Consider the following 14,748-nt stretch of genomic DNA (forward strand, 5'->3'; position numbering starts at 1 on the left):
AGGGGTGAAAAGTGGAGTTTTTCTGGTAGCATTTTGTGCGCGGCTGAAGACTTATGGGGCTTTGTTTGGCGACAAGAATCATAAGGCTTTCAGCCGTTTTTGTTTATGCGGTCATGAGAAATCCGGGTTAGGATCGGCATCTCCAGCAGGCCAAGAGCAAACTCTATTCGATTATCGGGCCTATTGAAAAAAACCGGACAGCCAAACACCCCCTGGTAGACCGAATCATTGCTCAGCTTATTGTGCTCAAACTCCACCCGAAGGGGCTTAAGCGAGGAACACTTAGTTAGCTCACGCAGAATAGTGAGCGTTGCACTTATTGCATACTCGGCATCTTGACGCCGCTCAGTTACAAGTGGATCCACAACTTGGTAAATCAGCGTAACGGATTTGTCATCCACGCCAACTTCGATTCGCATACCTTGCGCGATCACCGCATAAAAATGACTGACGCATCGAAGCGCCAGTTGCATTGATGGCGCGCTACGTACCGCGTGGCCATAGGCACCCCAGTCGCTGCTTTGAGCCCGGGAGCCAATTTGCATGCCAATACTGGGCGAAACCTCACGCCCTACTACTTCCCACAAGGCCATGTACTGCGAAAGTGGAATTTCTGCATCAGGAGACTTCAGAAACTCTTCATCAAGCCCGACAGCCGCCAAATATGGTGCGAAGAGCTCAGCGTTCCGCACGAACAAACTTTCGCAAAAAACCGTGTAACAACGATCAGTCATAGTCAACATTCACCAAAGACGCGGCAAGAACAAATATTCCGGCACGTCCACACCAGATATTACTCCATCTACAGAATCCCTAGAGTCATTAAGCATATTCAGCTCCTGATAGCTGCAGCAAGCGAACAACACCAAGATTACTCTGCCTTATCGTGCGAGTTCTGACACACGAATGGCCTCATCACAGGCTGAGGAGTCTTCTGCCCATCGACGCTGCATGTATTTCATTGCCCTATCGTTGCCCCCACCCTGTGCACAGGCGTACGCATAGCTCTTGACGTTTACCAGAGACTGACGGCAGGCATGGTATGAAGTAAGAGCCTGCTTCTTCTGATAATGGTCTGGCCAACCGTCAAGCTTTCTCACGACGTCCTCTGCGACTTCATAGAGAAGGCCAGTGGCAGAGGGATTACGACAGGCCTCGTCCACCTTGATATACAAGGCCCGGGCTTCCCCGACCAGCACCTTGGCCTTACTCGCCGCTTCTGCATCAACATATCGGTCTTCAGCATGTGCCCACGCACAGGCTGGCCATGCCATAGCCAGGATTAAGTGAAAAGTTTTCATCTCTCGGCATCCTCTTGCGTAGCCCGATATCGTTGCGAGAGACATCGAGACATCCACATCCCTTCGCATACCCTCAATAGTCATCCAGCGCCTCTTCACCGTCGCCGCGCCGCCGAGATCAACGACGAAGGGGCTCTGACCCGCGGCGCCCTCTTCGACGGATGGAGGCCACAATCTGCCGGCAACGACTCGCGGTTTCAGCGCGAGTCGAACTGGACTGTCCTCAATCTTTTAATGGGACTACACCGCGACGTGAAAACAGCACAGGACGATCACCGTCGGCGAGTAACACTGCAGTCAGCGAGGCGCCCTCCGCGTCCTGCTGCTGAAACGAATGCCCTCCGTTGCGGCTACGCACAAGCAAGCCGTCAAGACCGGCGACCAGCACCTGGCGCCCCCCGGCGACTATCGCGGTGACCGAACTCTTGCTCTGCAGCGGCACCCTCCGCCAGTCGCTCCCATCTGCCGGGCCGTGCAATAAGGTGCCGCGCTGGCCACCAACCAGCAGCGAGCCATCGGCCAGCACAGCGCCCGCCCAAAGGGTGCCCTCGTAGCCGGTGTCCAGGTAGCGCCAGCTCTTGCCGAAATCAACGGAGTGCAGTAGTTGGCCACGCTCGGCGGTCGCGTACAGGCCGCCTTTGGCGTCGGCGAACAAACCCATCAGGTTGAGGTCGGCCCGCCCATAGCCCGGCGGCGCGTCCAGGGTCTGTTCGCGCCAGGTCTGGCCGCCATCGTCGGTGGTCAGCACCAGCGACCAAAGGCCGACTGCCACGCCCCGCCGGGCGTTGAAGAAATGCACGGCGAATAGCGGACGGTCCTCTTCGGTCGACAAGCGCTGGATCTGCCAGGAATCACCGCTGTCGGTGCTGGCCAGGATCGCCCCCCAGTGACCAACCGCCCAGCCATGCTGCGCGTCGGCGAAGCTGACTCCGGTCAGCGGTGTGGATACTGGCACCGCGCGGGCCTGGCGAAAGCTCTGGCCCAGGTCGTCGGACAGCAGCACCACGCCATGGTCGCCCACGGCCACCATGCGCTCGCCCGCCCACACGGCATCGAGCATGGTCGCCGCACTGGCATGGCTCACCGGCAGGGCTCGCTCGGCGCGCAGCGGCTGCGCTTGCAGGATGGTGATAGGCAGCGCTGCGGCGAGCAGCGCGCTCAGTATGAAAAACGCGTATCGCATCTGCTCTCTCCTCAATGCGCCAGGGCGCCGATCATGCGCACCGGGCGCTTGCGCGGGAACACCCGCTCCAGCCAGACGGCAAAGGCCGGCAGCACGGTCATGGCCATAACCATGTTGACCATGAACATGAAGGCCAGCAGCTTGCCCATGTCGGCCTGGAACTTGAGCTCGGAAAACGCCCAGGTGGCCACACCGATGGCCAGGGTGATGGCAGTGAAAATGGTCGCCACGCCGACCTCGAGCAGCGCGTGCTCGACGGCCTTGACGATCGGCTGGCCATTGGCCTGGTGCAGTTGCAGGCGGTTGTAGATGTAGAAGGCGTAATCCACACCGATGCCCACCGCCAGCACCATCACCGGCAGGGTGGCGATGGTCAGGCCGATCTGCAGCTCCTTCATGAACCAGTAGCCGATGAAGGTGCCGATGGTCAGCGGCAGACAGCACACCAGCACGGCGCGCAGGTCTCGGTAGACGGCGAACACCAGCAGGGCGATGGCGGCGTAGACGTACAGCAGCATCGGCATCTCGCTCTTCTCCACCTCCTCGTTGATGGCCGCCAGTACCCCGGCATTGCCCGAGGCCAGGCGTACCGAGACGCCCGCCATAGGGAACTCGGCGCGAAACGCCTTGGCCGCCTCGAGCACACGGTTGATGGTGGTCGCCTTATGGTCGGCCAGATACAGGTGCACGGCGGTCATGCTGCAGTCGCCGCGCATGATCCCGGAGAGACGCGCCACCTCGGTGACCAGCGAGGAGTAGTTCATGGCGTCGATGGGCACCGCGCTCATCTTCGGGTTGCCCTCGTTGTAGCCCTCGTTGAACTGGCGCATCGCGCTGGAGAAGGAGGCCACCGAGAGCACCCCGGGCACCCCCTGCATGGCCCAGACGAAACGATCCTGGTACTGCCCCAGGGCCACGTTCTCGCAGGCGCCATTGACCTCGCCGGATCCGTCCGGCTGGACCTCGAAGACCACGCTGAGCCAGTCCAGGCCGATGTCGTAGCTGCCGGCGATGGACACTGCGTCGCGATTGAAACGGGCGTCCTCACGCAGCTCCGGCGCACCGGCCTGCAGCGTACCGACGACCCGGTCGTGGCTCTGCCAGACAGCCACAACGAACACCAGCAGAGCGACACCGAGCACCAGCTGGGCGTTGCGCCATTCGGCCAGGCGCGCCAGGCCGTGCAGCCAACGCGCACGGCGCTCGCGGGAGACTTCCTCGGCAGCAGCGTAGCTGCCGTCGACCTTGAGCATCGAGGCCACCAGTGGCAGCATCACCAGGTTGGTGATGATCTTGAAGGCCACGCCAAGCGAGGCAGTGATGGCCAGCTCGCGCACCATCGGAATCGGGATCAGCAGCAGCGTGACGAAGGACACCAAGGCCGTCACCAGCGCCAGGGTGCCCGGAATCAGCAGGCCGCTGAAGCTGGAACGAGCCGCCTGCTCGGCGCTCTTACCACAGGCGATCTCCCGCACGATGTAGTTGATCTGCTGCACGCCGTGGGACACGCCAATGGCGAACACCAAAAAGGGCACCAGCACAGCCAGCGGATCGAGGCCGTAGCCGAGCAGGCGCAGGCTGCCGAACTGCCAGACCAGCGAGGTCAGCGAGCAGCCCAGCGCCAGCAGGGTGAAGCGCACGGAATGGCAGTACCAGTAGACCGCCGCAGCGGTCAGCAGTAGCGCCAGCAGGCAGAACTCCAGAACCGCGGAGGCGCCGTCGGCAATATCGCCGATCTGCTTGGCGAAGCCGATGATCTGGATCTCGAACGCCTCGTCCTCGAACTGGGCGCGGATCTGCTGCTCTAGCACTTGGTTGTAGGCCACATAGTCCAGCTGCTGGCCGTTCTCGTCGAGTTCGTTGAGTTCGGCGGTGATCATCGCGCTGCTCTGATCACGCGCCACCAGCGTGCCGGTAAAGCCGCCCTGGGCGGTGGAGCTGGCGATTCTGTCGACTATCCCCTGGTCGAGACGCTCGGGCGTCACAGTGCCGGGGATCAAGGGGTCTGCACGAAAGCCTTCCTCGGTAATCTCGTTGACGAAGGAGTTGGGCGTCCACAGTGACTGCACGCTGCTGCGCGATATCCCGGGCAGGAAAGTCACAGCCTGGGTCACCTCGTACAGCCGCTTGAGCCCGGCTACATTCCAGATTGAGCCATCGCGGGCCTTGACCACGATGGTCAGGCGGTTCGCCCCGATAAGGTCGCTGCGGTAGGCCTGGAAGGTCTCGACGTACTCGTGGCCAAGGGGCAGCTGCTTCTCGAAGCCGGCATCCATGCGCAGCTGTACGGCGAACCAGGACATACCCAGGGTGAACAGGGCAAGCATCGCCAGCACCAGGCGGCGCCGACGGAACAGCCAGTCCTCCAGGCGTGGCAGCACGCCACGCCCCCTTTCGTCGGACTTATCTACAACAGGAGTATTCACAGCGTGCCTCACATCGAGTGCGAAACGGACAAGCCCACGTAATCGCGATCACGCAGCAGCTGGTCGTAAGGGGTGTCGGCGTCGTTGAACTTGGCGTAGTTCAGGCTGACCTGCCAGTTACCCGGGTTGCGCACGAAGTTCAGGTACAGGTTCATCGCGCTGGCATCACGGGTGTAGGTCGAGTTCACCGAAGGCGTGCGTCCGTTGCCGAGCGCCTGCTGATAGTAGATACCGGGGGTCACGGTCCAGCCGGGGATCAGTGTGCTGTCATAGGTCAGGCTGAAGTCCAGGTGAATGCCCGAGGAGGTCGCATCGCCACGCGACTTGGGCGGGAACTGCGACATGTCCTCGACCCAGCTGTTGGCGCCCGGTGCGAGCAGCTCGCCGTCGTAACTGTCGTGCAGTCCCGGATACTTCACCAGCACCAGCTCCGTCAGCAAGGTCCCGGTGCTGGCCCCGGTGAACTCGAGAAAGTCCGGAGAGTTGGCGTTGGTCAGGCTGTAGGTGCCGGTCAGGTGCCACTGGAACTTCTTGGTGTCTTTCCAGCACTCCCCGTCCCGCCCCGAGCAAGGCGCTGGGCCGAATGCGAAGCCCGGCAACGGGTTGAGCGGCACCGCTTCCTTGGGGCGGTAGGACAGCTCAGTGCCCACGGCCCAGTCGCCGACCGGCAGGTTGGCGCTGATGCCGTAAAGCATGCGGTCCTCCGGGTAGATCCAAGTGGGTGCGAAGCTGGCCTGGTCGTAGCGCTGCTGCGGCAGCTTGTCGTGATAACGCATCACGTAGAAACCGTAGTTGACGTCACTGTCCTCCGGCTGCCAGCGTACCGAGAGGCCCCACTGGCCACTGTCACGGGCGTCTTTGTCGTCGAAGCCGTACTCCTGCATGCCCTCGCCGATCACGTTGTAGGTCGACCAGTAGCTGCCCACCGGCGGCAACTCGCTCTTATTCCAGGCAAACTGATAGTAGAGCTCGACGTTCACACCATAGCCCAGGCCGCTGGCGACGCTGAGCATCGGTGCCGGCAGCAAGGCCTCCTTGAGCTGCACCCCTGGGCTCGATAGCGCCTGGATATCGTAAGCGTTGGTAGCGTTGATGCCGCCCACCGCGAACAGACTCTCGCCCCAGTTGATCACCTGGTTGCCCAGGCGCGCCCGCGCCCGGTGCTCCCCCACGTCGAAGCCCTTGCTCACCCACAGGTCGAGCAAGCGCGCCTTGAACTTCAGATCGTCACGCGCGTCATCGGTCAGCCCATCGCTGCCGATATCCGAGCCCCTGGCCTGCCATAACTGGGTTTCGGCACCCAGCGCCCCGGTGGTATGAGTGGCGGCGAAGTCGCGCTTCCAGCTGCCGCGCGCCATGAACGTAAAGTCCTCGGGGAACTTCAGCAGCAGCTCGTGAACGCCCTTGAGGTAGTGGGTGAACAGGTCGCCCTTGTCATAGTTGAGGTTGCCCTGATCGCCAATACCGGAAACGGTCGAATCCAGACAGGCAGGGGCGCCGCTGCCAGCAGCACCGGCGTTGACCAGATCGCAGCCCTGCGACTGGGTGCGCACGCCCATGCCCCAGCCGATGGTGGAATCGAACGAGCCACGGACATTCTCTGTCTCGAAGGTGAAGCCCATGGCCAGAGGCGTTGTGCAGGCAATGACCAGCCCCGATGCTTTAGCAATTATTTTATTCATATCGGATCCCAAGAGTCGCGATTAGCGTTCGCTGATGGCGCGCAGGTTGTCGGAGGTGTAGAAACCGCGCTTATGCCGCGGATTGCCTTCGCTCTCGGTCAGCCAGCGGAGATCCTTGCTGGCGCCGATGGTGCTCAAGTCGAAGAGGTAACGGCCGTCCGCCAGGTTGTACTGCACCAAAGCCTGCGTATCGCAAGCACCGGTCTCGTACACAGGAATCGTGAAGCCTTCGCGCACCTTCCAGATCTGCCCTTGCTTGTCGTAGTCGACGGCCATCACGGCGTTCCAGCTGTCTTCATCGATGTAGAACAGACGCTTCGGCGCCTGGTGGCGCATGCCCTGGCGGACATTGGCCTCGACGACCCACACTCGATGCAGTTCATAGCGGCGCGACTCGGGCGCGATCGAATCGTCCTGGGCAACCTCTTCGACCTTGGCGGACGTGTCGTAGGCGCCAAAAGCGTTGTAGGACACGATCAACTCCTGCTTGCCGACCAGTTTCCAGTCGAAGCGATCCAGGGGACCGAAGAAGATGTTCGCTTCATCGACGCTGTACTGGTTATCCATACCGATCTGCGGCGAGTCATAGGAGTAAGCGGGCATGCGCCTTACGCGCCGCTGGCCGGGAAAGTAATAGAAAGTAGTTGCCTGCTCACCAGCCACAGCGCTCTGCACGGCAGCCTGACCCGCCAGGGCAGCCGGCTCCAGGAAAGAAAAGTAGGTGGCGTTTTCTATCCGGCCGACGGAAGAGAACAGCGCACTCCCCTTCTCCCCCCAAGGGGTAAAGAAGGACACATCATTCGAACCACGCAGCCAATCCCCTCCCGCCTTACGTGGGGAGATCCCGGCGATGGACTTGGGAATGTCGAGGCCGACGCCACGGTAGCGCATCTTCATGTTCCACATGACCTCGGCGCCGGTCGTAGGCATCGGGAACGGAACGCCAGGAACATAGGCTTCCTTCAGCGCAAGACCATCACTATCGAGGGTAGCGAAGCCGACGTTTTTCCTGGTGTTCTCGGCAACGAAGTCCGGCACGCCGCAGCTGCGACGGGTGGGGTACACATTCATTCGATAGCCCGGGATCTTCTTGAACAGCTCAAGCTGGCCCGGCGACAGCTTGCTCGCGTGCTGCGAGACATTACTCGCGTCGATACTGTAGAGCGGCTTGTCGTCCTTGAACTTCCAGTGCTGGCCACGCACCTCACCGTAAGTCCAGTCACCACCCTGAGGGCCGGGCTGCGTCCAGGCCGGAATCACCCCATCAGCACTTGCCGCTACCTCCCCTCCCAGCGGCGTCAATGCCGTCCCCAGCAAAGCAGGATCCTGCTTCGCAGCCTGAACAGAACCCATTGCAGTCGACGCTACAACGGCCACGAGCAGATGCCTGACGCCACGGCGGTTAACAACGCCGACTTCTGGGCGCTCAATCACTTCTTTCATTGGGGTGTCCTCACGGGGCTTTGACTGGCGGCACTACCTTCCCGACAGGGAAATCGGCTTGCGCCTAGATTACTAATCAAATGACATAGTCATTTGAACAAGTCCTTTGACAAGAAAAAGCAATCCACATGCCAAACCCTAAAGCCCAGTTAAAATCATTATTTATCAGTAGCTTATAGATACCAGTGAGGAGTCATGCGGTAGCCTCTTGTCCTCGACTGCACCAGCATGTAGCAGTACGCCGCACCATTTTGAGAATTATTGGAACACCTGTTACGAAGATATACGGGCGTAAAAGGGTACGAGCGACTGTCATTCGCAGAACCCGCTCGTGAGCTACGGATACTCGAAGCAATCCCACGCAGCGACCGCATGGCGGCAAAGAGAGTCCCCGCCGGGGGAGATTCATAGGCGCGATTGAGCCGCGAAGTAAGTGGCAGAGGCTGTAGGCGTTGTGACTGCCTGGAGAGATCCGGGAGCTAAGCTCGGCTCCTTCCACATATCCGCGCGCAGCTGCTGCCACGCTGACGTGCAGAACGCATCACCGGCCTCATCGGTAGCAGGAGCCAGGCCAGATTCGGAAGGACGCCAGAGAATTGGTTGATCCCGGCCACGACGCTCAGACCAGGGAAATGTGAACAGCGCACAACTCTTCTGCCCGCACGAAGACTCATGCCGAGCCGGCGAGATCTGGTGACCGTGTCATCTGCGGCGGCTTGTGGAATGGACCCAGGATCGGGGCGGCTCTCAAGCCGCCCCAACGGAGGCTTTACGGCGCGCGGTAGATCAATGCGTAGAACACCGGCAGCACGACCATGGTAAGAACGGTGGCGAACAGAAGCCCGCCGATGATGGTGATGGCCATGGAGACGAAGAAGGCGTCGAACACCAGCGGGATCATGCCTAGCGCCGTGGTCAGCGCGGCCATGGCCACCGGGCGCAGGCGGCTCGCCCCAGCATCGACTATCGCCGGCAGCAGCGCCTTGCCCTCCTCGCACTCCAGATCGATCTGCTCGATCAGCACGATGGCGTTCTTGATCAGCATGCCGATCAGGCTGAGGAAGCCGAGCAAGGCCATAAAGCCGAAGGGCTGTCCGCTGACCAGCAGGCCGGCGGTTACCCCGATCAAGGCCAGCGGCACGCAGAGCCAGATCACCAACGGCTGTCGCAGCGTGTTGAACAGCATGATGGTGATCAGGACCATGACCACGATGAACACCGGGATGCTCGCGGCCAGCCCGGCCTGGGCCTTGCCGGCGTCCTCGTACTCGCCGCCCCACTCCAGGCTGTAGCCGGGCGGCAGCGGCAAGGCCTCGACCTGCGGGCGCAGCCGCGCAAACAGCTCGCTAGCATTACCTTGCCTGGGGTCGGCGTAGACGGTGAGCGTACGCTTGCGGTCTCGACGGTGGATCATCTCGTCCTCGAACACGGTATCGAACGAACGCACCACCTGCTGTAGCGGGATCATCTTCTGCGCCACCGGGCTCCATATCTGCAGATTGGCCAGGTCGTCGATGGCGTTACGTGCTGCGTCATCGACGCGCACTATAATCGGCAGCAGTAGATCAGCCTCGCGATGAACGCCCGCGGTCACGCCCTGGAAGCCCTCGCGAATCGCCGCTGCCACCATGGCACGGGTGATGCCATTGACGTTGGCCTGTTCGTCGGCCAGGGTCGCTCGTACCAGCTTTACACGTTGCCGCCAGTCGGTACGCACCGCCTTGGCATCGGGATCACTCTGGTAGATCTGCTGCACCTGATCGCCAAGCCGGCGCAATTCATCCGGGTCAGGACCGCTCAGGCGGGCCTGGATCTTGCCGCTCACCCCGGTGCCCAGCTCGAACGGCGAGGCATAACTCAGTGCATCCGGGAAACGGCTGGCGAGTTCGTCTTCGACCTTCGCCATCAGTTGGGGGATCAGACGGTAGTCGTCCACACCAACCAGAAACTGTGCATAGGCCGGGTTGGGCTGTTGTGGCTGGTAGGTAAGCAGGAAACGCAGCGAGCCTTCGCCGAGGGTGGTGGTGACGTGCGTCACGCCCCCCTGCTCCAGCAGAAAGCGCTCGATCTCTTCGGCATCGGCGCGCGTAGCATCTATGTGAGCGCCCTGGGGTAACCAGTAATCCACCATAAACTGGGGTCGGGTCGAGCTGGGGAAGAAGCTCTGCTCGACCATGCTGAAGCCCCACAGGGCGACGGCGAACAGGCCGGCCACGCTGGCAGTACTCAAGTAGCGGCGACGGATGCAGATACGCAGCAACTCCTTGTAACGCCGATAGAAACCACCGCCGTAAGGGTCTGCAGTCGCCTGGTCGGGCGCCGGAGCCTTAAGAAACATCACGCACAGCAGCGGCGTCACCGTCACCGCGGTCACCCAGCTCAGCAACAGCGAAACCATTACCACCTGAAACAGCGAGCGGCAGTACTCGCCGGTCTCGTCGTTCGAAGTGCCGATCGCCGCAAAGGCCAGAATGGCGATCAGGGTGGCGCCGAGCAGCGGCCAAGCCGACTGTTTGACGACGATTGAGGCGGCCTGCTCGGCACGCTCGCCGCGCTGTAGACGGACGAGCACGCCGTCGACCACGACGATAGCGTTGTCCACCAGCATACCCAGGGCGATGATCAAGGCCCCCAGAGAGATGCGCTCGAGTGCCACGCCCATGGGATCTAGAAAAAGGAAGGATCCCGCTATGGTCAACAGCAGAACGAAGCCAATCAGCAGCCCGCTGCGCAGGCCCATGAACAGCAGCAGCACCGCCACGACGATGGCCACGGCCTGTAGCAGACTCTCGACGAAACCCGAGATTGCTGTGGTGACGGACTCCGACTGCTGGGAGACGATGCCGAACTCCATGCCGACCGGACGCTGCCCCTCCAGCTCGGCCATGCGTGCCTGCAGCGCCTCGCCCATGGTCACCACGTTGCCACCGGAAACGGTAGAAATGCCCAGGCCGATACCGGCCCGGCCGTCAAAGCGGATCTCGGCGGCGGTAGGTTCTACATAACCGCGCCGGATCCGTGCGAGATCACCAAGCTGGAACTGCCGTCCGTCGCCACCATGAATCAGCAAGGCCTGAAAGTCGCCGATCGAACTGAGGCCACCCGAAGGCGCCAGAGTGACGAAAGCTTTCCCTACCCGCGCTCGCCCGGCATCCGTCGCCAAGCCTTTCTGGCGTAGCTCCTCGATGATGGACGCGGGCGCGATACCCAATTGCGACAGGCGGTCACTATTGAATTCGACAAATATGGCTTCCTGGCGCTCGCCGAAAGTGGTGATCTTGCCAACATCTCGTACCAGCAGCAGCTCACGACGTAGCTGATCGACATAGTTCTTGAGTTCGGCGTAGCTATAGCCGTCGCCGGTGACCACCAGGAACGCGCTATAGACGTCTCCATAGTCGTCAAGCACGATCGACGGCCCAGCACCCGGCGGCAGCTCGCGCTGCACGTCGTCGACCTTGCGCCGCAATTCGTCCCAGACCTGGGGCAGACTTTCGCGGTCGTAGTTGTCCTTGACGGTAACGGTCAGGGTCGACAGGCCCCGCTCGGACTTCGAGCTCACGCGCTCCAGTTGGCCGAGCTGTTGCACGGCCTTCTCCAGGCGGTCGCTGACCTCCTGCTCCACCTCCAGGGCTGAGGCGCCCGCATAAGGCGTGACGACAAGTGCCTCCTTGATAGTGAATTCCGGATCCTCCAGACGGCTCATGTCCTGATAGGTCCACAACCCTGCAACGAGCATCGCTGCAGTGAGCACCAGGGTGACCAGGCGTTTCTTGATGGCAATGGCGGCGATATCCATCGACTCAATTCTCCAAGACGTGCACGGGGAAGCCGTCGCTGAGCGTATGCACGCCCGATACCGCAATGCGATCACCCACCTGCAAGCCGGAGGTCACGAGCACGCTGTCGCCGCTCAGTTCTCCCAGGGTCACGGGGCTACGCTGCACCGTGCCGCTCTGCGCATCGAAACGCCAGACCTGAGGACTATTGTCGGGAGCGGCGAATACCGCATCGGCGGGAATGTACAAGCCAACTGCGGCATCCCCTGCTGGCAGATCGTAGGCGACGTGTCCAGTCATCCCGGGGCTAACGCTAAAGCCAGGCGGCGGCTCGAAGCCGACGGTAACGCGGAAGGTGCGCGTCACCGGGTCGGCCATGCTGGCGAAGGCAGTGATTTTTGCCGCAATCGGTTGTTCGGGCAGCGAGCTCAACACCACGCGGATCTGCGAATTGAGGTCCTCGATGTGTGCCGCCGAGTCGACCTGCGGCGAGCGAGCCCAGAGCACCTCGGGAACTTGAACGCGCATTTCCATGCCACCCTCGCTTTGCAGTATCAGCACCGGCTGCTTGGCCTGCACATTGGCGTAGTCCTCCACCAGTTTGCGCGCTACACGTCCGGCGAAGGGCGCACGCAGCACCGTGTCCTCAATAGCCTTGTTGGCCTGACGCAGGCTGGCATTGGCAACCGCCAAGTTGCGGCGGGTACGATCGACCTCCTGCGCCGCGACGGCCCTGGCCTTGAACGCCGCCTCGTATCGATTGAACTCCAGCTGAGCGGCGTTGCGTTCAGCCGTCGCCCTGTCCCTTTCGGCCTCATAGTCACGAGAGTCGAGTCGTGCCAGCACAGTACCGGCCCCAACTAGCTGCCCCTCGGTGACCGGAAGGTCGATGATTCGCCCGGGGACTTCGAACGCCATGTCCGATTGCTTGACCGCCGAGACGCTGCCGGGAAACCGCAGCGTTCGAACAGCCTCAGCTTGCCCTAGCGTGAACAGTTTTACCGGTCGCGACACCGGTTGGGCCGCTTCCTGCTGCGGGTCGTTGCAGGCAGTAAGTGCCAAGACTATGGCCAGGCACAACGTGGCCGACCGGATGATTCGATTGTTCAGCTTCATGTTCGTCCCCTTCGACGATTCAATGTAAGAAGACTAGCCCGCATTTCTCACAGCCCTGCGCATTGGGCCGTTTTGACGGACGCAGGTCGTCGCAGGTGGCGCAGGCTGCCGACAGCGCTGATTTCGGGCAAGCGCCTGCGAGCGCGCTTGAACAAGGCGCTTGCGGCAGGGTGGACGGGGTGTGATGTGGAGGGGGACGGTGGGTGTGCGGCTGTCAGCGCGCCGCGGCGCTCAAGACATCGAAGGCGTGATCGAACACCTCCTGCTGCGGGAAGGCCGAACTCATGGCCACTTTGACCCGGCGCACGCTCACGGTGATGACCGCGCCGATCTTGAGCAGCTTCAGGCGGATGCTACCGGCCGTGGCCTGGGCCAGTTCGGTCCCCGACAGCGCCAGCCTGCGCAGGCTTTCGAGCAGCACGTAGGCGAACGAGGACAGCCACAGCCGCAGCTGGTTGCTGCGCAGCGTCGCGGTGGAGGTGCGGTCGGCGAACAGGTCGAGCTGACACTCCTTGATGCGGTTCTCCATCTCGCCGCGCGCGCAGTAGAGATCCTCATACAGCGCCTTGTCCGGCCAGTCCCCGACCGCAAGCGTGGTCACCACGAAGCGTGGGTTGGTCTTGCCCGGCAAGGCCTCGGCCTTGGCCACCACCCGGCGCTCGGCGCTCCAGCTTTTCCTCGTGCGGTAGTGCAGTTCCTGGAACACCCGTGCCGGGACTCCCGTCGCTTCGCACTGCGCCTGGGCCTGCCGCAGGCTCGGGCCGATGGCCCGGGTCAGGCGCGCGTTGCGCGCCAGTCCGAAGACATAATCGACCGACTGTGCTTCGCACCAAGTCATCAGGTCATCCCGGCAGAACCCCGAGTCGGCGCGCAGCACGATGCGCGTGTCTGGCCAGCGGGCGCGAATCTGCTTGACGATGCGTTGCACCTCTTCCAGCGCCCCGGCGGCGCCATCGACGTTGGCCGGGCGCAACTTGGCGCACAGCAGGTGACGGCCGCAGAAGATGTACAGCGGCAGGTAACAGTAACCCCCGTAGTAGCCGTGAAAGAACCGGCCCTCCTGCTGCCCATGCAGCGGATCGTCGGTGGCATCCAGATCCAGGATGATCTCCTCTGGCGGCCTGCGGTGGGCGTCCAGAAACAGATCGACGAACAGATCCTCGATCATGCCGGCCTGCGGCCGGATCTTGTGATAGCGCGAACTGCCCTGCGCCTGGAAGCGCTCCAGCCGGTTGAGCGTGCTCTTGCCGGCCAAGGGCGCACAGCGCGCACGTCCGGACTGCAGCTTGCCGATCACCGCGCCCAGCAGCGGGTCGTGGCGCAGTTGCTCGTGATCGTTGAGATCCTCGTAGCCCAGCGCGATGCCCATCACCCGCTGCGCCACCAGCGTGCGCAGCGGAAACTCCACCGCCTCGGGCATCCGATCGTCCTGGAAACAGCCGGCCAGGCGATCGAACAACCCCACCGCTTCATCGGTTTGTTTGAGCAGCAACGCGCCGCCATCCGAACTCACCCGACCGCCATCAAATCCGGCTACCACCGCGCGCCGCCCCACCCCTGAAAACGTGTACTGCTTCGGATTACACTGTGTCTGCATCGGGCCGCTCTCCGTTGTCGCGCTAAATCGTTCTTTGCACAACAATTTTCGCGCATCCGACGGCCCGGTGCATCTCTTCCTGTGAGAAATGCGGGCTAGCCCGGATTTCTCATGACCGCATAAACAAAAACGGCTGAAAGCCTTATGATTCTTGTCGCCAAACAAAGCCCCATAAGTCTTCAGCCGCGCACAAAATGCTACCAGAAAAACTCCACTTTTCA

At 61.8% G+C, this 14,748-nt stretch carries 9 protein-coding genes; all 9 read right to left on the minus strand.

The annotated features are described in order from the left end of the window. Positions 1-89: 89 nt before the first annotated feature. Positions 90-734, minus strand: a complete 645-nt coding sequence (locus tag G7020_RS22685) for an AraC family transcriptional regulator (protein ID WP_258189466.1) — start codon at positions 732-734, stop codon at positions 90-92. Between the two features lie 147 nt (positions 735-881). Beyond that, positions 882-1,301, minus strand: coding sequence for a hypothetical protein (locus G7020_RS22690; RefSeq protein WP_181087132.1), 420 nt, complete (start codon positions 1,299-1,301; stop codon positions 882-884). A 223-nt stretch (positions 1,302-1,524) separates the two neighbouring features. After that, positions 1,525-2,484 carry a WD40/YVTN/BNR-like repeat-containing protein gene (locus G7020_RS22695; RefSeq protein ID WP_181087133.1) on the minus strand — a complete coding sequence of 320 codons (960 nt, stop codon included), beginning with the start codon at positions 2,482-2,484 and terminating at the stop codon, positions 1,525-1,527. Between the two features lie 11 nt (positions 2,485-2,495). Further along, on the minus strand, positions 2,496-4,811 hold the full coding sequence (locus G7020_RS22700; RefSeq protein ID WP_258189468.1) for an efflux RND transporter permease subunit: 2,316 nt from the start codon (positions 4,809-4,811) through the stop codon (positions 2,496-2,498). Between the two features lie 107 nt (positions 4,812-4,918). Beyond that, a complete protein-coding gene (locus G7020_RS22705) occupies positions 4,919-6,592 on the minus strand; it encodes a DUF1302 domain-containing protein (protein WP_336509744.1) in 1,674 nt (557 codons plus the stop codon). Between the two features lie 21 nt (positions 6,593-6,613). Beyond that, positions 6,614-8,035, minus strand: a complete 1,422-nt coding sequence (locus G7020_RS22710) for a DUF1329 domain-containing protein (protein ID WP_181087134.1) — start codon at positions 8,033-8,035, stop codon at positions 6,614-6,616. 769 nt (positions 8,036-8,804) lie between these two features. After that, positions 8,805-11,834 carry an efflux RND transporter permease subunit gene (locus G7020_RS22715; protein ID WP_181087135.1) on the minus strand — a complete coding sequence of 1,010 codons (3,030 nt, stop codon included), beginning with the start codon at positions 11,832-11,834 and terminating at the stop codon, positions 8,805-8,807. Positions 11,835-11,838: 4 nt separating this feature from the next. Next, the gene (locus tag G7020_RS22720) at positions 11,839-12,930 is read right to left on the minus strand and encodes an efflux RND transporter periplasmic adaptor subunit (protein WP_181087136.1); all 1,092 of its coding nucleotides are present in this window, start codon (positions 12,928-12,930) and stop codon (positions 11,839-11,841) included. Between the two features lie 214 nt (positions 12,931-13,144). Beyond that, positions 13,145-14,527 carry an IS1380 family transposase gene (locus G7020_RS22725; RefSeq protein WP_034018616.1) on the minus strand — a complete coding sequence of 461 codons (1,383 nt, stop codon included), beginning with the start codon at positions 14,525-14,527 and terminating at the stop codon, positions 13,145-13,147. Positions 14,528-14,748 lie beyond the last annotated feature (221 nt).

This window comes from Stutzerimonas stutzeri (assembly GCF_013522825.1).
Lineage (GTDB): Bacteria > Pseudomonadota > Gammaproteobacteria > Pseudomonadales > Pseudomonadaceae > Stutzerimonas > Stutzerimonas stutzeri_AK.

What these genes read in the sequence shown, in the direction of transcription:
- G7020_RS22685 (WP_258189466.1), bottom strand. Translation starts at nt 734, where the DNA reads ATGACTGATCGTTGTTACACGGTTTTTTGCGAAAGTTTGTTCGTGCGG.
- G7020_RS22695 (WP_181087133.1), bottom strand. Translation starts at nt 2,484, where the DNA reads ATGCGATACGCGTTTTTCATACTGAGCGCGCTGCTCGCCGCAGCGCTG.
- G7020_RS22725 (WP_034018616.1), bottom strand. Translation starts at nt 14,527, where the DNA reads ATGCAGACACAGTGTAATCCGAAGCAGTACACGTTTTCAGGGGTGGGG.
- G7020_RS22705 (WP_336509744.1), bottom strand. Translation starts at nt 6,592, where the DNA reads ATGAATAAAATAATTGCTAAAGCATCGGGGCTGGTCATTGCCTGCACA.
- G7020_RS22720 (WP_181087136.1), bottom strand. Translation starts at nt 12,930, where the DNA reads ATGAAGCTGAACAATCGAATCATCCGGTCGGCCACGTTGTGCCTGGCC.
- G7020_RS22690 (WP_181087132.1), bottom strand. Translation starts at nt 1,301, where the DNA reads ATGAAAACTTTTCACTTAATCCTGGCTATGGCATGGCCAGCCTGTGCG.
- G7020_RS22715 (WP_181087135.1), bottom strand. Translation starts at nt 11,834, where the DNA reads ATGGATATCGCCGCCATTGCCATCAAGAAACGCCTGGTCACCCTGGTG.
- G7020_RS22710 (WP_181087134.1), bottom strand. Translation starts at nt 8,035, where the DNA reads ATGAAAGAAGTGATTGAGCGCCCAGAAGTCGGCGTTGTTAACCGCCGT.
- G7020_RS22700 (WP_258189468.1), bottom strand. Translation starts at nt 4,811, where the DNA reads ATGCTTGCCCTGTTCACCCTGGGTATGTCCTGGTTCGCCGTACAGCTG.